28 protein-coding genes are annotated in these 24,037 nt (G+C 41.6%); 10 read left to right on the top strand and 18 right to left on the bottom strand.

All coding sequences use genetic code 11. The annotated features are described in order from the left end of the window. Positions 1-363 precede the first annotated feature (363 nt). On the top strand, positions 364-489 hold the full coding sequence (locus NITUZ_RS10325; protein ID WP_255569379.1) for a hypothetical protein: 126 nt from the start codon (positions 364-366) through the stop codon (positions 487-489). Here the strand turns inward: NITUZ_RS10325 and NITUZ_RS01200 are convergent, their stop codons facing one another. From NITUZ_RS01200 to NITUZ_RS01180, 5 genes are all read right to left on the bottom strand, one after another. Further along, on the bottom strand, positions 490-2,586 hold the full coding sequence (locus tag NITUZ_RS01200) for a 4-hydroxybutyrate--CoA ligase (RefSeq protein ID WP_048194424.1): 2,097 nt from the start codon (positions 2,584-2,586) through the stop codon (positions 490-492). A gap of 192 nt (positions 2,587-2,778) precedes the next feature. After that, on the bottom strand, positions 2,779-3,135 hold the full coding sequence (locus NITUZ_RS01195) for a reverse transcriptase-like protein (protein ID WP_048194422.1): 357 nt from the start codon (positions 3,133-3,135) through the stop codon (positions 2,779-2,781). Beyond that, a complete protein-coding gene (locus tag NITUZ_RS01190) occupies positions 3,125-3,577 on the bottom strand; it encodes a hypothetical protein (RefSeq protein WP_048194419.1) in 453 nt (150 codons plus the stop codon). Before NITUZ_RS01190 ends, NITUZ_RS01195 begins: the two co-directional genes overlap by 11 nt. A 32-nt stretch (positions 3,578-3,609) precedes the next feature. Beyond that, entirely contained in the window at positions 3,610-3,894 is a 285-nt protein-coding gene (locus tag NITUZ_RS01185) for a DUF8036 family membrane protein (RefSeq protein ID WP_048194416.1), read from the bottom strand. A 23-nt stretch (positions 3,895-3,917) separates the two neighbouring features. Further along, entirely contained in the window at positions 3,918-4,220 is a 303-nt protein-coding gene (locus NITUZ_RS01180; RefSeq protein ID WP_048194414.1) for an ArsR/SmtB family transcription factor, read from the bottom strand. 78 nt (positions 4,221-4,298) lie between these two features. Here NITUZ_RS01180 and NITUZ_RS01175 point away from each other — a divergent pair, with 78 nt between their 5' ends. Then, complete coding sequence (locus tag NITUZ_RS01175; RefSeq protein ID WP_048194875.1) at positions 4,299-5,180, top strand: radical SAM protein; 882 nt, start codon at positions 4,299-4,301, stop codon at positions 5,178-5,180. Here NITUZ_RS01175 and NITUZ_RS01170 read toward each other — a convergent pair. Together NITUZ_RS01170 and NITUZ_RS01165 are read right to left on the bottom strand one after the other, a co-directional pair. Then, the gene (locus tag NITUZ_RS01170) at positions 5,177-5,926 is read right to left on the bottom strand and encodes an urease accessory protein UreH domain-containing protein (protein ID WP_048194412.1); all 750 of its coding nucleotides are present in this window, start codon (positions 5,924-5,926) and stop codon (positions 5,177-5,179) included. The genes NITUZ_RS01175 and NITUZ_RS01170 overlap by 4 nt on opposite strands. A gap of 64 nt (positions 5,927-5,990) precedes the next feature. After that, positions 5,991-6,242, bottom strand: a complete 252-nt coding sequence (locus NITUZ_RS01165) for a hypothetical protein (RefSeq protein ID WP_048194873.1) — start codon at positions 6,240-6,242, stop codon at positions 5,991-5,993. A 118-nt stretch (positions 6,243-6,360) separates the two neighbouring features. Between NITUZ_RS01165 and NITUZ_RS01160 the strand changes: the two genes are divergently transcribed. Continuing rightward, on the top strand, positions 6,361-6,549 hold the full coding sequence (locus NITUZ_RS01160) for a hypothetical protein (RefSeq protein ID WP_048194408.1): 189 nt from the start codon (positions 6,361-6,363) through the stop codon (positions 6,547-6,549). Here the strand turns inward: NITUZ_RS01160 and NITUZ_RS01155 are convergent. The 3 genes from NITUZ_RS01155 to NITUZ_RS01145 are packed head-to-tail and all read right to left on the bottom strand — an operon-like array spanning position 6,546 to position 9,792. After that, positions 6,546-8,831, bottom strand: a complete 2,286-nt coding sequence (locus tag NITUZ_RS01155; protein WP_048194406.1) for a hypothetical protein — start codon at positions 8,829-8,831, stop codon at positions 6,546-6,548. The genes NITUZ_RS01160 and NITUZ_RS01155 overlap by 4 nt on opposite strands. 44 nt (positions 8,832-8,875) lie before the next feature. After that, the gene (locus NITUZ_RS01150; protein WP_048194404.1) at positions 8,876-9,355 is read right to left on the bottom strand and encodes a hypothetical protein; all 480 of its coding nucleotides are present in this window, start codon (positions 9,353-9,355) and stop codon (positions 8,876-8,878) included. A 5-nt stretch (positions 9,356-9,360) separates the two neighbouring features. Continuing rightward, entirely contained in the window at positions 9,361-9,792 is a 432-nt protein-coding gene (locus tag NITUZ_RS01145) for a hypothetical protein (protein ID WP_155991196.1), read from the bottom strand. Positions 9,793-9,880: 88 nt separating this feature from the next. On the opposite strand from NITUZ_RS01145, the gene NITUZ_RS01140 reads away from it, so the two are divergent. The 4 genes from NITUZ_RS01140 to NITUZ_RS01125 are packed head-to-tail and all read left to right on the top strand — an operon-like array spanning position 9,881 to position 13,119. Then, on the top strand, positions 9,881-10,927 hold the full coding sequence (locus NITUZ_RS01140; protein WP_048194871.1) for a phosphate uptake regulator PhoU: 1,047 nt from the start codon (positions 9,881-9,883) through the stop codon (positions 10,925-10,927). Between the two features lie 9 nt (positions 10,928-10,936). Further along, positions 10,937-12,058 (top strand): GTPase HflX, encoded by a 1,122-nt coding sequence (hflX, locus tag NITUZ_RS01135; protein WP_048194400.1) that lies wholly within the window; start codon positions 10,937-10,939, stop codon positions 12,056-12,058. Beyond that, positions 12,048-12,575 (top strand): tRNA (cytidine(56)-2'-O)-methyltransferase, encoded by a 528-nt coding sequence (locus NITUZ_RS01130; protein WP_048194398.1) that lies wholly within the window; start codon positions 12,048-12,050, stop codon positions 12,573-12,575. Before hflX ends, NITUZ_RS01130 begins: the two co-directional genes overlap by 11 nt. A gap of 28 nt (positions 12,576-12,603) precedes the next feature. Then, on the top strand, positions 12,604-13,119 hold the full coding sequence (locus NITUZ_RS01125) for a transcription factor (protein ID WP_048194396.1): 516 nt from the start codon (positions 12,604-12,606) through the stop codon (positions 13,117-13,119). Here NITUZ_RS01125 and NITUZ_RS01120 read toward each other — a convergent pair. The 7 genes from NITUZ_RS01120 to NITUZ_RS01090 form a co-directional block, all read right to left on the bottom strand. Then, positions 13,110-13,760, bottom strand: coding sequence for a 2,5-diamino-6-(ribosylamino)-4(3H)-pyrimidinone 5'-phosphate reductase (locus tag NITUZ_RS01120; RefSeq protein WP_048194394.1), 651 nt, complete (start codon positions 13,758-13,760; stop codon positions 13,110-13,112). The genes NITUZ_RS01125 and NITUZ_RS01120 overlap by 10 nt on opposite strands. After that, complete coding sequence (locus NITUZ_RS01115; RefSeq protein WP_048194392.1) at positions 13,747-14,928, bottom strand: amidohydrolase family protein; 1,182 nt, start codon at positions 14,926-14,928, stop codon at positions 13,747-13,749. The genes NITUZ_RS01120 and NITUZ_RS01115 overlap by 14 nt, the downstream gene beginning before the upstream one ends. Beyond that, positions 14,919-15,671 carry a GTP cyclohydrolase IIa gene (locus NITUZ_RS01110; RefSeq protein WP_048194390.1) on the bottom strand — a complete coding sequence of 251 codons (753 nt, stop codon included), beginning with the start codon at positions 15,669-15,671 and terminating at the stop codon, positions 14,919-14,921. Before NITUZ_RS01110 ends, NITUZ_RS01115 begins: the two co-directional genes overlap by 10 nt. Then, on the bottom strand, positions 15,668-16,081 hold the full coding sequence (gene ribH / locus NITUZ_RS01105; protein ID WP_048194384.1) for a 6,7-dimethyl-8-ribityllumazine synthase: 414 nt from the start codon (positions 16,079-16,081) through the stop codon (positions 15,668-15,670). The genes NITUZ_RS01110 and ribH overlap by 4 nt, the downstream gene beginning before the upstream one ends. 1 nt (position 16,082) lies before the next feature. Next, on the bottom strand, positions 16,083-16,757 hold the full coding sequence (ribB, locus tag NITUZ_RS01100) for a 3,4-dihydroxy-2-butanone-4-phosphate synthase (RefSeq protein ID WP_048194382.1): 675 nt from the start codon (positions 16,755-16,757) through the stop codon (positions 16,083-16,085). Between the two features lie 73 nt (positions 16,758-16,830). Next, positions 16,831-17,421, bottom strand: coding sequence for a riboflavin synthase (locus tag NITUZ_RS01095; protein ID WP_048194380.1), 591 nt, complete (start codon positions 17,419-17,421; stop codon positions 16,831-16,833). A gap of 50 nt (positions 17,422-17,471) precedes the next feature. Next, positions 17,472-19,274, bottom strand: coding sequence for a VirB4 family type IV secretion system protein (locus NITUZ_RS01090; RefSeq protein ID WP_177309432.1), 1,803 nt, complete (start codon positions 19,272-19,274; stop codon positions 17,472-17,474). 163 nt (positions 19,275-19,437) lie between these two features. Between NITUZ_RS01090 and NITUZ_RS09600 the strand changes: the two genes are divergently transcribed. Next, entirely contained in the window at positions 19,438-20,907 is a 1,470-nt protein-coding gene (locus tag NITUZ_RS09600; RefSeq protein WP_052370023.1) for a type II/IV secretion system ATPase subunit, read from the top strand. 11 nt (positions 20,908-20,918) lie between these two features. Here the strand turns inward: NITUZ_RS09600 and NITUZ_RS01080 are convergent, their stop codons facing one another. After that, complete coding sequence (locus NITUZ_RS01080) at positions 20,919-22,700, bottom strand: type II secretion system F family protein (RefSeq protein WP_177309431.1); 1,782 nt, start codon at positions 22,698-22,700, stop codon at positions 20,919-20,921. Between NITUZ_RS01080 and NITUZ_RS01075 the strand changes: the two genes are divergently transcribed. Both NITUZ_RS01075 and NITUZ_RS01070 read left to right on the top strand, forming a co-directional pair. Continuing rightward, positions 22,684-23,355, top strand: coding sequence for a hypothetical protein (locus NITUZ_RS01075; RefSeq protein ID WP_177309430.1), 672 nt, complete (start codon positions 22,684-22,686; stop codon positions 23,353-23,355). The two genes, NITUZ_RS01080 and NITUZ_RS01075, sit on opposite strands and share 17 nt — an antisense overlap. A 33-nt stretch (positions 23,356-23,388) precedes the next feature. After that, positions 23,389-24,033 (top strand): hypothetical protein, encoded by a 645-nt coding sequence (locus tag NITUZ_RS01070; protein ID WP_048194373.1) that lies wholly within the window; start codon positions 23,389-23,391, stop codon positions 24,031-24,033. Positions 24,034-24,037: the final 4 nt, after the last annotated feature.

The following is a 24,037-nucleotide window of genomic DNA, read 5'->3' as shown; positions in this document are numbered from 1 at the left end:
AGCAATGACTCTTTTGAACGGTGCGTGCACGACATAGTTCCAATGACTTGGTTGAGCTAGTTGGACCAATGTTAGTATTACTTACAAACACACCATGATAGGATCTTCTAAGCTACTTTGATGAGTAATCAGCTAAGTTGTTGAACCTATCTAATATCGTCTTGGTGTATAGTAGTGTTGAGATAAAATGCGAGTAGATCTATGTAGAAAATGCGGTGAGGAGTTGCGTGAGTACACCCAGCCAGAGAATTGTGCATTATGCGGCAAAGAATTTGCACAGTTCATTTGTATGAAATGCAACTATATCACCGAGCCGCAGTATCACATGCATCAAGCCCCGCTATTATCTCATTAAGTGATTTTATGGGACAAAAGATCAACTTTAACATATTCCGTAAGACAGCAGGCACTCCAAGATACAAGGTAGGATTTTACGGGTTTATCGCTGTGGCCTCTGCAGCGATCGTACTGCTTACAATATTGTTGTGATTAGAGCCCTATTCGTACATCAAGAACTCTGCAGCCCTTTCCTTGCTCCATTACAAGGACAGGATTCATGTCAAGCTCTTTTATTTCCGGAAAATCAGTTACAAGTGCGGATAGTTTCTGGATTAGTTCGGATAGTTTCTTTTTGTCTGCTGGTTTTTCTCCCCTGACACCGTCCAGAAGCTTCTTTGTTTTTATTGAGTCAATCATATCATCTGCTTCTCTGTTTGTTACAGGTGCAAGACGGAATGTTACGTCCTTGAGAACCTCGACATATATTCCTCCCATTCCGAGCATTATTACTGGGCCAAAGCCAGGTTCCTGCTTTGAGCCTATTATGAGTTCCTTGCCGCCTTTGACCATTTCCTGTACAAGTACGCCTTTGATTTGCGCGTTCTTGTTGTATTTTTTGGCGTTCTTGATTATAATATCAAACGCCTCCTTTACTGCCTCCTCGTTTGCAACTCCTACTTTTACTCCTCCTGCATCTGATTTGTGGATTATCTGAGGCGATGCAATCTTCATTACTACCGGAAATCCGATTTTCTTTGCCGCCTTGACAGCCTCGTCTGCAGTTTTTGCAAGAACGCTCTTGGGCAGAGGGAATCCGTATGCGCGGAGTACCTCCTGTCCTTCCTCTTCAAGCAGGTTTGTCCTTCCCTGTTTTTTGACGCTTGCAAACACCTTCTTTACTGCTGCCTTGTTAGCTTTGAATTTTGTAATTGCGCCTTCAGGAGTGTTCAGCCATTTTGAAAATCTGAGCATTGCACGAAGGGCGCGGATTGCTCCTTCTGCATAAGTATAGTATGGAACCCCGCCAGCTGCTAGTATCTCTCTATTTTTGATTCCTTCGTCAAGACCCATCAGAGACGCAAGCATTGTTTTTTTGTACTTTTTTGACATGGCCACTATTACTTCTGCTAGCTTATCATAGTCTAGAGTTGCAGACGGAGTACACATTGCAATGACGGAGCCAACGTTTTTGTGCGAAAGCACGTTATCTAGTACATTGCTGAATCTGTTGTAATCTGCATCACCTACTATGTCCACCGGGTTTCTTGAGCTACCCCAAGGTGGGATTACTGCGTTTATCTTAGGTCTGATATCCTCGATCGAGGCCATCTTTATACCGTACTTGGAGCATGCGTCAGTCGATATGATTGCAGGGCCTCCTGCATTTGAGACAATTACAAGATCTCCCTTTAGTGGAAGTGGTTGCTTTGAGAACGCAGTTGCGTAATCAAACAGCTCTTCCATTGAATCTACACGGATAGCGCCAGATTGGTTAAGCACTGCATCATAAATCTCATCAGAGCCCATAAGAGCCCCAGTGTGGGACATTGCCGCCTTTGCCCCTTCAGGACTTCTTCCCGATTTGAGAACTAGTACTGGTTTTTTGAGCTTCTTTGTGATATGTTTACATACTTTGAGAAACTCTTGGCCGTTTCCCATGTCCTCCAAGTACATTACTATAACCTTTGTTTGTTCATGCTCTGCTAACATCTTCAGAACATCTATCTCGCTAAGATCTGCCTTGTTTCCAAGACTGATTACCGCCGAGAACCCAATGCCCTGTGCACTTGCATCCTCTACAAGTGCAGCGCAGATTGCTCCGCTCTGCGATACCAGTGCTATCTGTCCTGATTTGGGAGTAATTTTAAGAAAAGTAGAATTCATCATTGTTTTTGGATCAAGGTTCATCACTCCAAGACAGTTGGGCCCTATCATCTTGATTCCATATTTTTTGACTATGTCTTTGAGTTGTTGCTCTAGCTTGCGTCCTTCCTCGTTAACTTCTTTGAAGCCGGCAGTGATTACTATGACACCCTTGATCTTTTTCTTGCCGCACTCTTCTAGCACTCCTGGAACAATGTCGTTCTTTGTTACCACCACTGCAAGATCAATTGGCTCTTTAACATCGAGCACCGTTTTGAATGCAGACATATCAAAGACCTTGTCACGTGTAGGCGATATTGGAAAGATTTTACCCTTGTACCCTTTCATTATATTAGAAGTGATTGCACGACCGACACTTCCTTCCTTGTCAGACGCGCCGATTATTGCAATAGATTTTGGCGATAAGAATGCTGAATCTGCCATGTAATTGTGGCTGACTATATTTCCATAATAAACTATTCTTAGTACAGGCGATCTGCATATCGTGCATTCAGCTTATCAGTGATTATCTTGTCAAGATAGGTAATCGAATGCCAAGAATCGATTCCGTCTCATTTTGTGGGCTTAATTCCCACTTTGGAGGGGATCAAACATGGAGCTGCAAGGTCGTTATTTTTAGCTACCAAGCATCTTGCCTGCAAGATTCTGTGCTCTTGGAATCCACACTATCTTCAGATTTGGAATCTTTCCCATGACAGACCATGCTTGCCTTGCAAGCTCCCGAAGCTGCTCGGAGTTTATGGCGTATTCATGATTAAGTTGCGACACTGTATTTTTTGAATCCGAATATATGATTATCTCTTCATCCATTTGGGCAAACTTTTCCATGGCGGCAATTATTGCCAAGTATTCGGCCTGATTGTTTGTTATTCCCTTCCTTTTTTCATAATATGATTCACCTGTCTCTTTTACAAAGTACCCGTACCCTGAGTTTTCACCGCCAGAACCGTCCACGTATATGCTAAGCGTCATGCTTGTACAGTCTTGTAAACTTGACACTCAGATTTACAGCTATCATGTATACCAGTGTAGACGCCAGATGAGCTATCGTTGAAGCAATGTATGGTTCGTATTCAAGTGTCAGGAAATAATACTGCAAATACCATCTAGTGGCCATGTATATTATCTCCCCAACTCCAAGGGACGAGATTATCTTTACAAGATCTTTTTTTAGCTGATTATTGTCAGTTTTACCGTCGGGCAGACGATATCTTTTTCGATTGTCAATATAGAATAGGATGCTAAATGAGGAATAGAACACAGTAAAATCCACTATCACGGTATAGCTACTATTTACGTAGCTTTCTTCTTCTGAAAACAGTTGTGCGACTGTTGCAGATGCAATTAGCGCAACTAAAAACGAGATTATCAGATTCTTGTTTAGCTTAAGATATTCTCGATAGCTGGTCTTCATGCGGATATTGGAAAAACCGTATACAAATAGATTCAGTCCATCGTTATTTTTAGGAATATCAGAATACCCGCAAGTTCTGCAATGTGTACTCCAAGCAGATACGGGAATATTTCATGTGAGAAAAGCTGCGACATTGAAAAATACGCATATGCTCCTATAGTGTTGTGCAGGAACAGCATCACCGAAAACACAATCATGCCAAGTGGTAGCTGCGCCTTTGTCCTAGCATACATCCGGCCGAACACGAACATCAGGATTCCAAGCACTATCATGTTTGCAATCGAAACGCCAGATAGAACAGCAGAAGTTGTCTCCATTTAGAAAAGACCCCCAATATAGCTTATTTACTTTTTTCCAGTTCCCCTGCTATCTGCTCAAAGGACTCCATGTTAGCCTCAAGAAAATTGGATATGAAGAATGTAACGTTGTATTTCTCGCCAAGCCTGGTGATAATGTTGTTTTTTTCCAAAACTCCTACATGGTGTAGTACTGCTTTATAGTCAATACCCATCTCCTTTGCGAGCTGGTTTGCATTGAGAGGTTTTTCCAGTAAGGCCTTGACCAGTTTGAGCCTGTTTACGCCTCCCCTAGAGCCAGCAAAAACAAACCACAAAAGTCGCTTGGCGTATGGGTCATTTGCCATTACGAGTCAGATTTTGTGTTAGAAGAAAAACGTTTTCCACCGAAAAATAATATACTAAACTTGCTTAGAGATACTCAAATGATGTTAAACTATGATTATCCATTATACAGACCTCCCTCAGAGGCAGACTCACTCATATTCCAAGTCACGCTAGGATGCTCATACAACAAATGCTCATTCTGCGATATGTACAGAACAAAAGAGTATTCAGAAAGGCCGTGGGACGAGGTAAAGGCAGAGATAGATATGATGTCAAAAATTCTGCCCCAGACAAAAAGAATCTTTCTTGCGGACGGAGACGCGTTGAATCTTGATGCCGAATATATGCAAAAAATCGTAAAATATCTGTATGAGAAATTCCCGGTGCTTGAACGAATAGCATGTTATGCAATGCCAATGAACGTTCTTAAAAAATCAGAATCGGAACTCAAAACTCTACGCGACAGTGGTCTTAACATGTTTTATCTTGGAATAGAAAGCGGCTCAGATATTGTTCTAAAAAAAGTAACAAAGGGGGCCACAGCTACAACCATAGTCAGGGCCTGCAAGAAAGCAAAGGCGGCAGGATACATACTATCATGCATGGTGATACTTGGACTTGGCGGAAAGACTCATTCAAAAGAACACATACGTGGCACTGCCAGAGTCCTAAACGAGGCATCCCCACATTATGTAGGAGCACTGACTTTGTATCTTGAAAACGGAATAAAAGAAGAGTTTCTGACAAAGTTTGGCGAGCCGTTCGTTCCAGTAAGTGATTCGGAAGCGCTCGATGAGCTTGAGGATCTAATACGACAGATTGACGTAAATGATGACGTCATCTTTAGGGCAAATCACGGTTCTAACGCCTATACGATTAAAGGAACGTTTCCTCACGACAAACAAGCCATGTTAGAAAAAATAGCTTGGATGAAGCAACACCCCGAGGTTGTAAGGCCAGTAGGACTTAGGGGATTTTAGAGTCCGAACAGATTATCAACTATGCCTACGCTGTACAGTATGTTAATGCCTATTAGCAGTGAGAATGCTCCTGCTGCATAACGCAAAATTCTGTGTATTCTTTCAGCTTTTGAAGACAATGCAAATGGGAGACCCAGTATTCCGCTTACCAGAGCCATTCCGATAATAGAACCTATGCCGAATATCAGAATAAAGCTAAGAACCATAGCAGTATTGTTCAGTGTAGCTGCGGTAATTACCACAAGACTACCGCTTCCAGCAAGGCCATGGATACATCCAATCAGATAGGAATGGTGACCATGTCTGTGATTTACATCCAAATGATCATGTGCATCATAATGAATTGTTCCATCTTTGTGTTGGTGTGGGTGCCTGTGTTTGAATCTGAATTTTTTGTTAAGCATTGTGGTTATTGCAAGAATAACCAACATAATCCCAACTGTGAATTCCAGTCCTGAAAAAACCTGCTGTTCTATATTTATTGCCAATGCATAGACTAGAAGTCCAACCAGTACCAATGTGGTTGTATGTCCAGCCCCCCACATTGCGCCTAAAATGGACGATTTTATTGCTCCTGATTTTACTATCTGTTTTGTTGTTTTCTGGGCAAATCTTCCTTTTGATACTTGTGTGCCTACAGCTGCGACATGATCTGGCTCAAATGCATGTTCCAATCCAATTGCCAGCCCCAGCCCCATTATCAGAACTGGCGATAACTCCCCGATTTGAGTTAGTATTTCTTCCATTGTATCACAGATGATGATTGCCAGTTAATTAAAAATTTGTCGAGAGACTGGATTGCATGAGAATTCAGAGATTTTCGATGAGTGATTTGAGATTTTCTGGCAGATCCGGAAGCTCAGTATGACTCTCATTATTTTGGAGTATGTCAGGTCCTATTCTCCTTACCCTTTGCGTACCGATCAAAGTATCAAGGCTCCTCTGAATGTCCTTTTCTGGAAGCACAGATTTGAGCTTCTCAAGTAACACTGCTTCGTTCTCGTATTTTTTGATTGCATGTTGGATGAGAATCATTCTTTCATTGAATGTCAAATCAGCCATCGATTTTGTTGGCCACAAAAGCGTAAAAAAGATTTCCAGAATACAGATTACCAAAATGGAATCATAATTTACAGGAAATTTCCTTTCTGCTTTAATAATAAGGGATAATTGAAACCACATGAAGACTACAATACTGCTAATACTCGTGCTTGTAGTAACCGTGGCTACAGTCACGTATTTTCAGGCCGATGCGGCGGGCAAGATACTCCCAAAGGATGAGCCAAATTTCAAGCCCAAGATAACTCATGAGATAATTGACGGCAGAAACATAGAAGTCATCGAGTTCAAGAGCAAGTTTGCAACTTAGGCTCTTTTGAGCCCTAGATACTGTAGGATCTGTCCTGAGAATCTCCATATGAATACGCCTACCAGCATTATCATTGCTGCAATTAGTATAGCGTCCCAATCGTGTTCTTCTTGCATACTTGTCTTGTATCTTTTTACATAGCCTAGAGCACGCCCACCCCAGATATTCCAGGCTTCAATCTCAAGATCGTCTCCCTTATCCGTAGTGGTGCAACCATTCGTGCAGTTTTCTTCCAAGAATACACCGTTGACAGAAACTGTTTCTATCTCGCCAAATGTTTCATGTGGATTGATTCTTACGAGGCCGTTACTTTGAGTCACGTTAAGATGGTTGTCAGAATCAAGATTCACTATATGTACGAAGGGAGATAGAAAACTTACAACGCGGCTCAGTGTTCTATTCTTATCCCCCACAGTTATTGCAATATCGTATGGTGAAAGCGTTCTATATCCCTGATGAATGGGAATTGATAGTGGATCGTCTGACAGAATTGAGTAAAATGACGGAAACCAAATAGACGTAAGATGTGCCTTCATGTTAAGATATCCCCTCCCGCTTGCAGTGTTTGCCTTGCCATACATATCAGAGACTATTATGTGTGCAAGCTTTGGGTTTCCCGTATCCCGTAAGATTTTCTTGCATGTGTAATCATGTATGTACATTGCGTCTTTGGTCAAATCAGGAGTCATGCTTACCTGTACTGGTAGTTCCGTTCTTGACCCTTCAGAATCATATGTGAGTATTTTGATTGGATTGTTGAATTTCACATCAGGATACTGGTACTGATATTCAGTGAGATTTCTTGTTTTTAATCCTGCAAAATTTACAGATTGCAAAGTGTTATCAATTGTCGCATTTATGTATCGTTTTTCCAACATTGTTTTGAGTATAGGATATGAAAATGCAATCTTACCATATCCGGCCTTAACGAACATTGCAGTCCTTTCACTTTTTGCTTCAAATGATGACAAATCAAACTCTTCATCTGCACATCCATATTCTGGCTCCCTTGAAATCGGATTGGCTTCGCTCCATAGAAAAACCTCAGTTAGAGGCACCTTACTTATTGGATTGTATGCATGGCCAGTATAGACATGTGCATTTATCTTGCTTCTCCGATTTTCATGGATTTTATGCAAATCATCCGTACCACTTCCCAAGGATCCTTTGTAATCTAACGCTATCCCCTGCCTGTTGGACCAGCTCCACCATTGCTCGTCTTTTAGTACGAGGTAGGGATGGGCAGTAAATATCGGCTCGTATGCTACTACTAGTATGTCCGTTGAGTTGGATGCTTTCTTAACGATCTGCCCCAAATTGTACAATTCTGCTACATATGCAATTGTGTGTTTTCTAATTTCGCCCTTGTCTGTTGCGTTGTAGACGGTATGACCATCGCCATACTCGTAATTTCTTGACCACGGTAAGAATCCATCGTGTACAAGTGTGTGGCTGCATGCTTTTACCTCACACTGGAATTCTTTTTCAATCTCCAGATTATGCACTTTTGCTATTCTTACTGACAGCGTACCAACCCTGTCTTTTTTCCATTTGTATATTGGTTCATGCACTACATTGATTGCATCCCAAAGATAGTACGTGCCGTCCAAATTTGCAGATCTGTAACCGTCAGAGTCATCCACATATTCATGCGATAACGCAAGCTGAACGTTCGGCCTCAGAACAGAAGGTGCAAAGCCTCCTGTCGTTGAGATCTGTACCCAACCACACGTTGCAGGTACTCCCTCTGGAAAATAACAACCCCACCTTTGCGCATTAATTTGGAGTCCTATGTAGTGACCTGAGGCATTCTCGTCAACAGAGATATTGGCAGTTCCAGATAAAGTCATGGTATTGCCACCATCCGAAGCCTTTCTTTGAACTACCTTTAGATTTCCAAGGTTGCAGTCAATGTTGCTGCCAGGCGTTATGTGCTTGGAATAAAGAGGACATACGGTAAGATTTTGACATTCCAGTGGATCACCTGACCAGCCATAAGTGAAAGAATAGGAAAAACCATCACCCGGATAGAACGAGTTGTCCGGATTGTTTCTTACAAATTCACCTGAATAAGACTTTGTGATAATTGTATCAACCCATATCATGCATGATCCAAGATACCAGGTATCACCTCTAATCCGTTGGCCACCAGCAGAAACATGCCAGCCATACAATACTTCCGGATTTGAGCTGACAATATCGTATGACTTGTCTTGATACAAATCATCATTCTGATTTGAGCCACCGGCATATTGTACCATTATCACCGTTGCTATCACCATGAGAAAACATCCGATTATTCTCACCTGCTCAAAACACGGTTGCCTTAAAAGCCCAAATCGAAGTTGAAAATGTTACCAGAATCAGTAAGAATCTGCAGTGTTTGACCGGATTGTGGAACATGCAGGCTCAATATCTGACGTGGCATTAGTGTCCGATTCTCAATATGAGTACCTTCAGCGCTTAAAACTGTAAATGCAGACTCGTTGCCGTCAACGAATATCTTGTTAATGAGAAATTCCTTAGTTCCATAATTAATCACTTCTAAGACAATCTTATCTTGCGAGACGTTTTTTGATATTACGCTTAGTAGCTCCTGAGTACGCATTCCCTTTTGTTCCATTACATCTGATATCGAAAGTCCATGCTCGGTAGTATTTTTTGTTGAATTACTCATGGCATAAATTGAAACTGTTGCAATTACAGTCAGCAGAACCATTGCAGAAACTGCTTCTGAGATACCTCGCGTCTTTCTCAGATTCGGGCAGATTCCGAATGAGGGTTTTAAATTTGTCTTAACACGCATGACATTCAGCCTCTTGCCGTCACAGTTTGCGCAATGCTGTATGCTGAACCACTAGTTGTCACACCGTCAATATGCACCAGATATTTTACTCCAGAATCTAACACCATATCATCGATCAGATATTTGCTAATCTGATCCCCCGGTTCAAGCAAGCTCTCATCAGTAAATATCTGGAGGGCCCCAGTTCCATCAGACATACGTATATTCACAGATGCAAAGGTAACGGTGCCGGTGTTTTTTACCGTGAAGCCAAAATACGCCTTGTCATCTCCAAGCCGGATAAGCTGGGCATCAAGAATGTCAAGGCGTGCGGACTTTTGGGAGATATCATTTTGTTTGAACATGGCATTTCCGGCAGATACAGCACCAGTTACAGCTAATCCGATCAGAAATATGCTAGTTATCGCAGGACTAATAGCTCTGTGGCCCATGCTCACAAATATGTACGCACCACTTAAGCCAGCGAATCGACCACTTTCGCATATGAAATCAACAATCTATATAGAAGCAATTATTACCTATATTGTGTCAGAACGAGAAGAAACAAGAAGGATTCAATTCACAGGCAAGTCATCATACATTGTATCGCTTCCAAAGCAATGGGTTATCGACCTTGGCTTAAAGCAAGGGGATCAGATTACGATAACACGTGAAGGCAAATCAGCGCTCAAGATTCTTCCTGCAAAAGATCAAGCAAAGTTAGTCCAGCAAGAAGATGCCATACTTGAAATCAGCAGAGACGACGATAATGCAACCATAGTAAGAAAGCTCGTATCATTGTATTTTCTTGGCTACAAGACAATCCAGATAAAACCAAAAGCTGACAGGTTGCAGCCAGGTCAGAGAAATGCGATAAAATCTGCCGTAAAGGGAATGCTTATGGGTGCAGAGATAATCTCCGATTCAGTTGACGGCATCACAATACAAGTTCTTGTAAACCTACTGGAACTATCAGTTGATGGGGCGTTCAAAAGGATGCTGCACCTTGCAAAATCAATGTTAAAGGACGCACTTTTAGCTGTAAAGGAAGGTAATGTAGAGCTTGCAAAGGAAGTAATCGACAGCGATGATGAAGTAGACAGATTCGGATTTTACATCATAAGACAGTTAAAGATTGCAATTCAGAACGAGCACATGCTAAAGGACATGGGATTTGATAATGCAAGACAATGTCTAGGTTATAGAATAATAGTGAAGAACATAGAAAGGACCGGAGATCATGCCTCGCTTATTGCCAAGGATCTGCTGGAATTCAAAAAGCCGGTAAGAAAGGACGCGATGGAAAAAATCGAGAGCCTGAATGAATTTTCCACATCAGTTCTGGATCAGGCTTGCTTGGCATTGTTCAAGGAAGATTTCAATCAGGCAGAGCTTGCCATCAAGAAATCCTCAGAAATATCAAAGTATGAGAAAAGAATTCTAGAATCACTCAAATCAATAAAAGATGAGGAGGAAGCATTTAGGATAAAGAGGATGATAGGAAATATCACAAGAATTGCAGAGTACGCAAGTGACATCGCAGAGATTGTGCTCAATATGAACATTGAGAAAATGCTCAAAAAAAGACCCTGAGTTGTCATTATGAGTCAAACTGCAATTCTTATCACGTACGACAATGAGGACTCGATCAAAGAAGCCCTTGGCTTGTGCGATGCAGCCGACTATAAGGTGGAAAAAATAATCAGGCAAAAGTTTCTTGACAGGCCAAAATATGGTTTAGGTGAGGGAAAGGTAGAGGAGCTAAAGGAGATTGTGCTCAGGATAAAACCGGACGTCATAATTTATGATGAGGTGCTCAGGCCAAGCCAGAACTATAATCTGGCATCCACCTTGAAGACAAACATACTTGACAGAGAATCTCTCATTCTTGAGATATTTGCAAGACGTTCTACAAGCCACGAATCGAGTCTGCAGATAAAGCTGGCCCAATTCAGATATGAAATGTCAAGAGCGAAGGAAAAGGTGCGACTTGCCAAGATGGGAGAGCAGCCAGGGTTTATGGGAATAGGAATGTATGAAGTGGACACTTATTACAATGACATCCAGAACAGGATGAAGAGTATCAAATCAAAGCTTGTAAAGATGGGCAGGCAAAGGGCCTTGCATCGCGAGGCAAGGCGACGTGTAGGATTCAAGACCATATCGCTTGCAGGATACACATCTGCAGGAAAGACAACCTTGTTTAACACGCTTACCGGCGAAGCAAAAAAGGAAAGCCCAGAACTGTTTACCACACTTTCAACAACTACGCGCAAGTTTTTAGTTGAGCGTAAACCGACTCTTATTTCAGATACTGTCGGATTCATAAGCAAACTACCTGCGTATATGATAGAGGCGTTCAAATCCACGCTTGAGGAGCTAAAATATGCAGACGTGGTAATTGTAGTAATAGATGTAAGTGATTCCCCGCTCGAGTTGAAAAAGAAGCTAAGAAGCTGCCTTAAAACCATGGCAGATCTTGAGGTGGATCAGCAGAAGGTAATCTATGCACTAAACAAATCTGATCTGGTGGCGCCAGAGGAAATCTTGGAAAAGGCAGATCTTTTAGGACTATCAGAGAACAAAAAATGGGTTCCCGTTTCCGCTGTAACCAAGCAGAACATCTCAAAGCTTCTTGAGCTGGCAGGAAAAATGCTTGGAGAGCAAGAACCGCAAATAAAGCAGCCGCCAAAGAGGCCGGACTTGGTGGATTTTGATGATTGAGGTTTTAAGGATAGGTCAAAGGCTTGTTCGTGATGACAGGGTCACTACTCACGTGGCGCTTGTATCGCGCGCATTTGGGGCATCAAGAATCTATATGAACGAGGTCAACCCTGAAATCAAGGAGACCATATACAAAGTAAACAAAACATGGGGAGGCAAGTTTAAGATAGAGTTTATCGAGGACTGGAGAAAGCTTCTCAAGTCAAAAAAGAAGGAATCTGTCAAGATAGTGCACCTTACCATGTACGGGGAGGGCATCAATCACATACAGAAAAAACTTGCCGACGAAAAAGAAATACTAATTGTTGTAGGCGCAGAGAAGGTTCCACGTGAAGTGTACGATTATGCAGACTATAATGTTGCAGTGGGAAACCAGCCGCACTCGGAAATCTCCGCCCTAGCAATTGTTTTGGACCGCATACAACAGGGAAGGCAGTTTGACGTCAAGTACGATAACGCGCGACTTGAAATCATACCCTCAGAGAAGGGCAAAAATGTGCGGGATAAAAGCGATTGAATAAATAGACAAAGTCTGTCTGATAGTCATGGTTGAATCGTACGAGGATCCGTTTGTAAGAATCTCTGCCATGATCGGCGGGGATGAATACCTCAAAGTTGCACGTGCCCTGCTAAAGGCAGAAGATGCAACAGATGAAGAAATTGCCAGTTCCACAGGACTTAGAATAAACATGGTAAGAAAAGTGCTCTATGATCTTTTTGGCAAGGCACTCATTACAGGAATCAGGGTAAAGGATGAGAGAAAGGGCTGGTTCGTTTACAGGTGGCGCTCAAGGAAGGACGAGGTAGAAAATTTTATTGAAAACCAGAAAAAAAAGATTGCCGAGAGACTGCAGCAGAGACTTGATTATGAGAATTCATCACAGTTTTACCATTGTGGAAATGAAGACTGTCCAAGGATCACATTCGAGACAGCTCTGGAAATGTTCTTCAAGTGCCCAAGGTGCGGCCAAGTTGTCAACCTAAAGAAAAACGACAAGCTCAAAAAGGCTCTAGAGTCAAAAATAACTGAAATTAGAAATGATATGCGACGTCAGCTATAATACAGAACCAATTCGTTTTTCTGCCTAGACACATTACGCAATTTCAATTTCACAGCATTTTGTATTTTTGCAAAACCCGTACCCTCTACAAGGGTTATTGCATCTGCACCACCTACAAGATATGGTGTTACAGTTATTACCAGTCTATCTACCAAGCGCCTGTTCACCATCTCCCAATTCATTGTGCCACCACCTTCTGCAAGCACTGTTTTGATTCCACGTTTTTTTAGTACGACAAGAAGCTTCCGCAGATCTATCTTATTATCACCAATCACCATCACCTCCACAGGATACTTGTCAAGTCGTGCAAGATTCTTTTTTGGGGCATTCTTGGAGACGGCAATTATTGTTGGTATTATATGTGCGGTTTTGAGAATTTTTGATCTGGGCTTTATCTGAGCTTTGGAATCAAGTATTATTCGTACCGGATTTTTGCCTTTTGTGTACCTTACTGTCAGTAGCGGATCATCTACTTCCACAGTGTTCTTTCCAACAAGTATGGCATCCACATTAGCCCTCATCCTGTGCAGACGCACAAGGTCCTGTTTTGAAGATAGTTTAGAGTCACCGTTTTTTGTGGCAATTTTGCCGTCAATGCTCATCGCTGCACTCATTATTACAAACGGTCTAGATCTTTCCATGCACTATTTGGCCCCCAATCATTACTGCACGTATTGCGTGCTCTGTAACCCTGTGCACTAGAGATGCGTGTGGGTTGTGAATCGGCTCAAGGTCAACTGCATGTTTGTCAATGAAAAATCCGTCTGCCAGATATCCCTCTTCAACAGAGCCGATTTTTTTTCCAAGTATAATCCCGCCGTTCACCGTTGCCATTTTTAGTATTTCTTTTGGATCCACTCCAGTTCTATGTGTCCCCATGGTCACCTTCCACAGATAATCCATTTCCTTGAGCATGTCAGGCGAATTTACCATTACGTTGTCGGTGCCTATTGCCACGGTGCAGCCAGCGTTCCTCATTTTCATAAAATCCGGTATGCCCTCTGCAAGTGCCGCATTTGCACGAGGGCATATTACTATTCCGCGTGTCTTTTTTGCCGCAAGAGCCAGATCCGAATTCGATGCGAATGTCATATGTACCAGAAAGTGAGGTTTTATAGCAAGTGCTCTTTCTGTTTCGGAGCGTCCAGTCACCATTTTGGAAACTCGTACGCTTTGAGTTGTTTCTGAGCTGTGTATGGCGCGAATTTTTCCTGTTTTTGAGTAATATTGTAGAACAGAATCGCTATTCTCGTTTGCTCCGCTGACACCGAGGCCGTCACAATGCCGGAGTATTTTTGTAAGTGTTTTCTTGTCATTTGTTCTTAGCGGAGTGTTTTTTCTTATCTGATCTTTGTCCTGATAGTATTCTAGTCTCCCAAGCACGACAGATCTAATTGGCATTGTAGAGAGCGCTTTTTTGATCAGGTGGACTCCTTCAAGACCACCTTCCCGGAAATCGACAAACGTTGTGATTCCTTTTTTCAACATGGAATAACACGTGTTTTTCATAAAGCTTGCAAGGTGTTCAGGCATAGAGTTCTTGAGTATTCGCTGTTTTGCGCCAAAAATTGGGTGTATTTTACTGTCCACCGTCCCACTTAATACTGCGTCTTTTGCTATTGAGTCACCTATGTGAGTGTGCATGTTTACAAATCCCGGTACAAGTAGTAATCCTTCGCAATCAACTGCCTTGCCTCCGGAAACGGACGAGGTCATCTTTCCAAATTTTTGATTTGTGATTTGTATGCTTGCAGACGGCACGTATTTCAGGTCTTTTCCATAAAGTATGCTGATATTTTTTAAAAGCATGACATTTCGTAAATTTCCGGTTTAGGCTTCTCAGAGTCCCTTATTTTGCGTATTGTGTCAAGCGAGTTTGTTGCAAGCTTTACTGCCTCTCTTGCAGTTCTGCCTGTTCCTATCCCGCAGTTGAGCGTGATTCCAAATTCCTTTTTTGCAATATCTAAAAACTCTTTTGCGTTTTCCTTATGTTTTCCTGCCGAGACTACCATAAAGTTATCGCCTCCCATAAAGAAGGTAAGTGATTTTTTCTGCAGAAAAAACTCTGACATTCTAGAGTACAGCTTGAAAATGATTGACGATATCTCATATGGGGACTCTATCTTACGTCTCATCGTCAGGTTCTCCACATCAAGATGCATTATTGTGACAAAGTCCGACTTGCCGTTGATAAATCCGTATATTGTGTGGTTACTGTCCAAGATCACGGGCGTCTTTTTTCCCTCGTATGCTTTAAGATTGGCCTCAAAAGGTGTCTCAGCATATCCTATTGACATTGCTAGCTTAAGACTGGATACCTGCTGCATCTTTTTTTGTATTTCGATGTGATCCTGCAAGGAAAGTCCGTTTGTAACTACAAAGAATTCGTCAAATCTGTTTGAGAATACGATGCAGTTTTTCTCAGAGAACAGCTTTTGGATTTCCTTGTAAAGTTCTGCTTGCAGCATTTGTAGTTCATGTTCCCTGTCGCTGCCTAGTGTGAGCGTCCACGGTCCGTATTCGGTTATCTTGATTATAGTTATCTGGATCATCGTATTTTTTCAAGCTCTTTTGATAGTTTTAGTACGGCCTCCACCGCCCTTTCAGCAACTGGGCGTATTCTGGCATATGCGTGTCGTTCCTGCATTCCAGGGCCGGATATTCCAAGCGATACTGGTTTTTGATATTTTACTGAAAGTTCTGTGAGCGACCTTGCAGTCGATTGAGCAATTACCTCGTCGTGCTTTGTCTGTCCCTTTATTATTGCGCCAAGCGTGATGACCCCGTCAACATCCTTTCTTTGCAGTAACGCATCCACCACTATTGGCATATCATAGGCGCCTGGCACCTTGCAGGAATATTTGATGTTAAGATTTAGCGATTTTGCCTTCTCAGATGCGACCTCAAGCATTCGGGATGTTATCTCTTCATTGAATTCCGCCGTGACTATTGCAACATTCATGCTAGTGCACCTTTGAGAACTCTAACAATTCCTTGCCATCTATAAATGGAATTGCATTTTCCTTGGCAAACTTACGGGCCTTGTCAACTGTAAGTGCAGAGTATGTTTGAGAATCCATCATCTCACAAATTGCAGTTACCGGTATGAGCTTGGATATTTCTGCCAGATATACTGACATTTCAGTGTGTCCTTGTCTGCTTGCCAAAAGCCCGTTTGATGCAAGCAATAATGGAACATGTCCCGGCGTTTTGAAAGTAGATGTAAACTCTTTTTTGGGCTCGTTTGAATTGTACAACTTGGCAAGTTCTTTTATTGTAAGTGCCCTGTCAAGATCAGTTATTCCGGTGAACGTCTTTTTGTGATTAATAGATATCGAAAACGTCGGATGATCTCCGTATGGTGCAGTTCCCATTATCATCTGCTTGGAGTCAGTATCGATGTCCGATGAGCGGGATAGTATATCATGCATGTACCGCAGATTTAGCTTTTGTGCAAAAGAATCGTTTATTGCAAGACAGATAAGACCACCCGCATTCTGCCTCATTCTTGATATGTGTTCTGGCGTTACGAATTGAGCAGCCACCACCATATCCACCTCGTTTTCCCTCCCTCCCGAGTCATATAGTAAGATGAATTCACCCTGCCTTAGCGAGGTTATTGCATCATCGATGCTCATATGATAAACTCGGTTTGCGCGCAATTATAAGGTTTACTAGAAAATTAGTAATTACCACTATTTTGGTAGTAAATTATTCCTGTTTTAGAAGATATTTGCCAAGGATGTCGGTTTCAATATTAACTTTGTCGCCTATCTTTCGTATCTGAAAGTTAGTTACCTCCACAGTATGTGGGATAAGACATACCGATGCAAGATTTTTTTTCACATCAACCACGGTGAGGCTGATTCCATCAATTGCTATTGAGCCTTTTTGTACAATGAACCGGCTTAGGTGTTTTGGGATCTCAAACCAGATCTTTATTTCCTTTGGTCTTTTCTCTATTTTTGTTATAGTTCCAACTCCATCCACGTGGCCCAGGACAAAGTGTCCTTCCATCCTGTCTCCCACTTTCAAGCTGCGCTCAATATTCACTATACCCCCAACCTTTAGGTTTCCAAGATCGGTTTTTTTTGTTGTCTCATCAATCATCTCAAAATCGCATTTTGATTTTGAGATTCCCGTCACAGTAAGGCATACGCCGTTTATGGCAACGCTTTGTCCTATTTTTAGTCCTTTTGCATTTCTACCAAGATCTACTGTCAGCTTTACTGCACTTCTGCGGTCGGTATTTTTTTTTATACCAAGTATCCTACCAGTTCCCTCAACTATACCAGTGAACAACAATCAGGTGGCGTGACAACGATATAAAACGATTGTTCAGCCAAATACACTCACTTGTCCATAGGTGTAGTTGAAAACACTTTAAGCTCGTCGTCTGATGGCGTTATCTGGACTCTAAGGCGATAATCTTTTGTTAAAAAAAGACACTGTCCTCTTGAGAGCGTTTTTAGCATGTCAGCTTCTTGCTCGGACAAATCCATTGCCTTTTTGATCTTCTCCGATGCCTGTTCCGTATTTTGCAGGAATATTTTTGTAGCAGCATTTTCCGCGATGGCCCTGCCATACTGGTTTTCGATGACATCTTCCGGTCTTTGCGTGATAAATATGAAAATTACGTTAAACTTTCTACCCATGCGTGCTATCATATCTAGAAACTTGCCAGCGCTTGACATGTTAAACAACATCCAACCCTCGTCAATTAGTAGTATTTTTGGCACTGCTACAGGTAACGAGTTTATCTTTTTCCAGATCTTGCCAAGAGCTAAAAGCAACAACATGGAAATTCTTTCCTCTCCAGAAGTGCCACGTAGCGAGATCACTGCTCTGTCCTCAAGCTTGGACTCTCCACTGAGAACTTCGTGAAGGGAGCCAGTCACCAGATCCTTAAGATAGCTTTGCGCCAGCTTGTCAACTTTCTCGTACAGGTCTATTATCGATTTACATCCCTGAGCTTTGGCTCGAAATTCCTTTCTCACTACATTATCTGCCTTTGATATATCACCAATTATTTCCGCCGCATCATCAGGTTTGAAAAGATTGAATGGATCAAGGCCAAGTTCTTTCTCTTCGGTGGCCCTGATTACTTGTATTTGAAGAAAGTCTGCCACTATTTCATACTCACCATTAGGATCGACCACAAAGACGTGAGATGTTGGATATTTTTTTATCAGTCGGGCAAGTATTGTTTTTGCCGTAACGGATTTACCTGCACCTGAGGTTGCGAGCAGCAGTATATTGTAGTTGTCCCTTTGTGAGTAGTCAAAGATGACTGGGGCAAGTGTGTTCATGTTTATTCCAAGAGCAACACCGTTCGGTATCTCAATCATGTCAGCTGAGACAAAGGGATAGAATATGGCGCAAGAGCCAAGCTCAAAGTAGAGCTGCTTTCCAATCCCATTCTCAAGCATTCCCATCTGCATTGTCGGTGTAGCTTCAAATGATGACAAGGTTGATCTTGTGGCATTTTTGAAGTTCTTGTCGGCCAGTTTCAATGCAAATGAATGCTGCGCTCGTATCATTATTACAAGCGAGCATTTGAATAATCTTGTCTCTTGCCTTGCGAGTGCTTGCAGCAGATCCATTCCCTTTTCATATTTATAGTGCGCAGCTGGGTTTTTTGCCGTGCTCGCGGTTATCAATCCCACGATTCTGTTAATTGATGATATTGCCCTATGATTCTCAATTGGCCTCATTCTTATTGACACCAAGTCTACGTATGCGAGTAGCTGATGAGCCCATGCTGCTGAAAGTGTGGCAGGAATCCCATACAATGTATAGCATTTTGCCAGACTACCGTCTTTTAATTTTAGAAAAGATAGCCGTTCTTCCTGTATGTCCCATTTAGGTTTGTTCGTAGCCACAGAATACTCTAATCCTGTTTGTTGCAGAAACTGTTCCAGTGGTTCCTCTGATACAAGGTAGGTTCTTGGAATTTGTAGTGTCCTCATATCTGTTCCCATTTCCAGTGTCAGAGGTTCTTTTATCATCAATATTCGGACCGGTTTTTGAATAGATGAGATTATGTTGAAAAACCTGCCTAGTGCAACAATTTTTTTATCGTCAGGTAGAGTGCTAAAGTTTGTAGGCTTGATTTCATAGACAAATTCTAGTTTTTGATTTGTCTTTTTTTGCAAATTCATCGCTACAAAACAAACACAGCAATTAAGGCGATGATACTGCTGGAATTTTGTTTGTAGTTAGAAGAACTAGATTGTTTTGGATTTTAACGACGCCTTACATCCATAATCAGGTCGCATTCTGCTGTGACGTCTTTTATGAACAATATGTATAGACTGCATGAATAGGAGGTTCAGCTTTGAGATAATAAACCATCATGCGGAGCTGTCTAGCTTACAGATAATTGATTCCTACAAGGTCAATGGCTGCCAGATTTACATCACTCAAGACGGACAATACCTGATAATTGAGCCTCCTCTTACCAAGGATGTTCATTCCATGTATTCTCAGATTATGGAATATCTTTATCATTCTCTAGAGCCGCTGGATGGTACCGATGATCCCATCAAATATGTCGAAGACCACATCTGGAAAGAAGCAGAACAACAAGCAGTAACAGGCCTTCTATCAGAACACTTTCAGAGTCTTAGATACTATCTTGTTCGTGACATACTAGGGTATGGTATTCTAGATGTTTTAATGAGGGATGAAAATGTCGAAGAAATCACCGTTGAACGATTTGACAGAAATGTAGGTTTGGTTCACCGCAAGCATACAGAGTTTAACATATTGAACACAAATTTCCAGTTCGGAAGTTTTGATCTTATGAATTCGTTCATACAGAGATTGGTACAAAAATCTGGAAATTCTGTCACTACGGCTATGCCCATAATGAACGCAATGACAAAGGATGGAGACAGGATAACTGTAACTTATGGAAATGAAATCTCCTTACCTGGTCCTACAATTGATATTAGAAAATTTACGCGAGCGCCACTGACCATAGCACATCTTCTGCGAATGGAAGCTCTTGATGAGCTGATTACAGCCTATCTTTGGATGTTAATTGATGCCAAATCGTTCGGTCTTGTGATTGGTGAGACGGGTTCTGGTAAGACCACTCTTATCAATGCACTCATCGGTATGTCAAACCCACGCTGGAAGATTGTCACAATAGAGGAAACGCCAGAGTTAAAGATTCCGCATTACCGCTGGGTCAGACTTGTTACGAGATCGTCCCCCATGATCACTAGGTCAAATTTTGATATTACAATAATGGATTTGATCAAGGCATCACTTAGAATGCGGCCAGATTTTGAGGTTGTCGGCGAAGTCAGGGGCCAGGAAGCCCAGTATTTGTTCCAGAGTGCTGCTACAGGACATGGCGGATTGACTTCATTTCATGCATCTGGAGCCGAATCAGCTCTGAACCGGCTGTCTTCTGAGCCGATAAACATCAAGACAGGACAGCACATGTTACTCTGGTATATACTACACATGACAAGACTGAGAGATCAGAATGGAAATTTTGTAAGGAAGGTAATAAGTATAAAGGAGGTACTTTCCAAGAGCAACTCCATATCATTTAACGAGATTTTTTCATACGATAGGAAAACTGGTTTGTATGATACCAGAAATATTGCGCATCTGCTTGAGAAGAGTGTCAAGGTTTACGATGCAGCCAAGATTTTGAACGTAGAACCGGAGGAAGACCTACAGAGTAGGATCTCATTTTTAACAAGGCTCAAACATGCTCAGACATCAAATAACAATGCCTGTCTTGACATATCACAATACTATTCCAAATAACATGATTACATCTACGTTTGAATCAGTGATGGAAGATGTGGGTAGATCACTACTGAAATAATAGAAATTATCAAAGATACTAGAAGAAGTAGCGTATGCTTTACCGTAAAATGAACTAGTTTTGAAACAACTAGGCCTAAACTTGTTCCCGATATGACGATAAGAAGTCCAATCATATCAGTAAGCTCACTTCCTACAAGTGCATACTGAATGCTAAATGAATTCTGCATCAGTGGACTCATTCTGAGATCGATTTTTTGTAAAATTCTTAACATTTCCCCCGAGGTATAGGACATTAAAAGTGGACTTGTCAGAGCAAAATACGAAATTATGCTGACACTTGCCCGAGTGTCCTTTTTTGTTTGATGCACGTCTGATGAAAAGGCGGTTAATTGCTCTAGAATCTGAGCTGTGCCGCCGCCGCTACTTGCGATTTTGCCCAGAATGAAAAATGATGTCCTTACAATCCAGGAACGCACGGCTGTTGATTGAAGCACGTCTGAAAGATCGCGTCCATACTTTAGGGAAGAGGCTATTTTTCTGAGAAGTTCATCAAAATATCGATTGTATGTTCGCCCTTCTGAGATCTTTATTATTGCGTTCTGAATCGGAATTCCAATTTTACTATATTCAGTAATATCTCTGAAAAAATCAGGGAGTGCAGCGTCGGCAAGCGATATTTGTCTAATTTGTCTAACACATAACAGAAAGTTACATGCAGAGGCTGCAGCCATACCTGCTCCAATCACAAACCAGATTGGATATTCTACTGTCAACAAGATGATTGTTGTAATTATTCCTGCGATTACTGAACGAGGATCAAACGGTACGTCATCATAATGCTTTGGTTGAGAGAAGTTTATAGTCAGAATAATAGATAATGTGAGCACTGGAATCACAACAAATGACAGTCCCATCATAGTCATGATTGAGCCGTCTTCAAGAAGAAATGAGGATGTCAGTATTAGAGTCGGAAGTATTGTAAGAAGAATCAACATCAACTCACCAATTATGTTTGCGCTGGAACGATATGCAGAATGTTTGAATAGTGTTTTACGAAAAAACTCCCCAGCTTTTGCTTCCATATATGCTCCTAGATCTCCTCCACTCTTGCTGATTGAGACATATCCGAGTAATAGATTCTTAAAATGTTGATTAGGATGAGTCATGGCGTGTATGTTAAGCGCACTTTGTTGATCAATTCCAAAAAGCTGTATGTTTCTCCACAGCATTTTTGCCTCCTTCTCTATGCCGGGAAATATTTCTCTGCCTATCACGTCTGCAATTGACTGGTAAAGATATTGTCCAACTGATTGCATAACGCTAGCATATAGTGTGAAAAATGCAAGCTCATCATCTATTGCAAGTCTACGGTCAAATACAACAAATCTTAGTTTCAGTATCGGATAGATGCACCATATAATAGGCGTGGCTACAAGAAAAAACAGGGCAGGACTGAGAGAAAATCCCAAAAATGCTGACAACGGCACGGATATTAAAAGAGAAACTAGTGCGTACGAGAGACTTTTTTGTGCAAGGATTCTTGGATTTTGAGCTCGTCCTGATACTGCTATTTTGTTCTCTATTTGTTGACCAAGTTTTTTTTGTATAAGAGACAACAATCTATGCTTTAGCACTGGTTTTGTAAAACTAATGATTTTGTTGTTTGCGCTAACTCTTATCTTCATCTGTCCGTTGCCTACATATTTTGTCAGAATAGATCTTGTAAATGCAAATGTAGTTTGGATTCTTAGTTTGATTGACGCTCTGTCTACTGTGAGTCCCGTAAGCACAATAAGCACTCCAATGCAGCAGAAAAACAATACAGTATTCTGGACAAAGGCTGACACCCACATGATCGTGAATGTGAAAAATAATATGATCTTGACTGCCTTCATGTTAGTAAAGCAGGATGAGAAAAAAAGGCGCTTTGCCTTAACTGCTGTATTATATTTTATGTCAATGACAGAAATCTATAGCAAAAGACGTGCAATTTCCCCTGCTGTAACCTCGATCATTTTGATTGGAGTTGCAGTCGCGGCAGGAATAAGCGGTTATTCCGTGTTTGCATCAGCTGCAAATACGGCATCATTGAAGGGCTCAATGACCATAGAGAACGCAAACGTGCTCAAGCAGACAAACGGAGAACAATGGTTGTCAGTAACGATAAAGAATTCAGGAAACAAGGTGTTCTCATCAAGTGTGGTGAATCTGCAAATAGACGCAGATCCGATCACAGTAGGCCTCCAACCGTTCACTGTGCCCATATTCCCAGCAACGTTGGGTCCAGGCCAGACAGGTAGTGCTTCGGCCAGAATAGTCGATGTTTCCGGTTCCCCAATAATTGCCCACAATATAGGCGATACGCTACCTCTTGAGGTCATAGTCACAACCCCTGAGGGATCTACGTTACGTGAAATGATGTCTGTGTCAGTCAGAATGTCATAGATTTCCTTTTATTTTTTCTGTCAATCAGATAATATGAAGCAGATTGAGCTCCTTTATTTTGAAGATCTCAGCCCACTTCATGAGGCAGTATTTGCCTTTCCAATAATTGGCAAGTTAAGCATGAGACAAATGGCAATAGTAGGCTTTTCTGCCATAATCACATGGAGTGCATACCAGACATTTGAGAGCCCACTAGCGATAACAGCTCTTGTAGTCGGTAGTTATTTTGGATTCAAAAAATTCCATGTAAAACCACCTGAAATGCAGCTAATTTCAATCATCATATTTATGCTTGCAAAACAGACATCATGTAAAAAATCAATCACGTGGCAAACACATCACAAGAATCAGAGTAAGAAGCTTGCTCAACCAAAGCTATTTGAACCAATAATGCCAGCATCACAAAAACAGATTAGAGTTCGAGACGTATTTGCAGATCCACGCAAGCCCATGCGTCTCCAGATAAAACTTGAGATGCCAGATGGAACTCCAATTTCTAATGCCAAGACTAGAGTGGAATTTGACGGTAATGTAATATCCACACTTTCCACAAATAACAATGGAGAGATTGAAGTTTTGATAATACCGCAAACACTTGGACATAAGAGATTGTCAGTTTTTGTCGAGGGCATAAAAGATCCTGTGTTTGAAGAAATCATACACATCAGAGATTTCTAACTTA

This window comes from Candidatus Nitrosotenuis uzonensis (assembly GCF_000723185.1).
Taxonomy (GTDB): Archaea; Thermoproteota; Nitrososphaeria; order Nitrososphaerales; family Nitrosopumilaceae; genus Nitrosotenuis; species Nitrosotenuis uzonensis.
The sequence above is the reverse complement of the archived record's forward strand: the minus strand, read 5'-3'. Positions and strand labels throughout refer to the sequence as shown.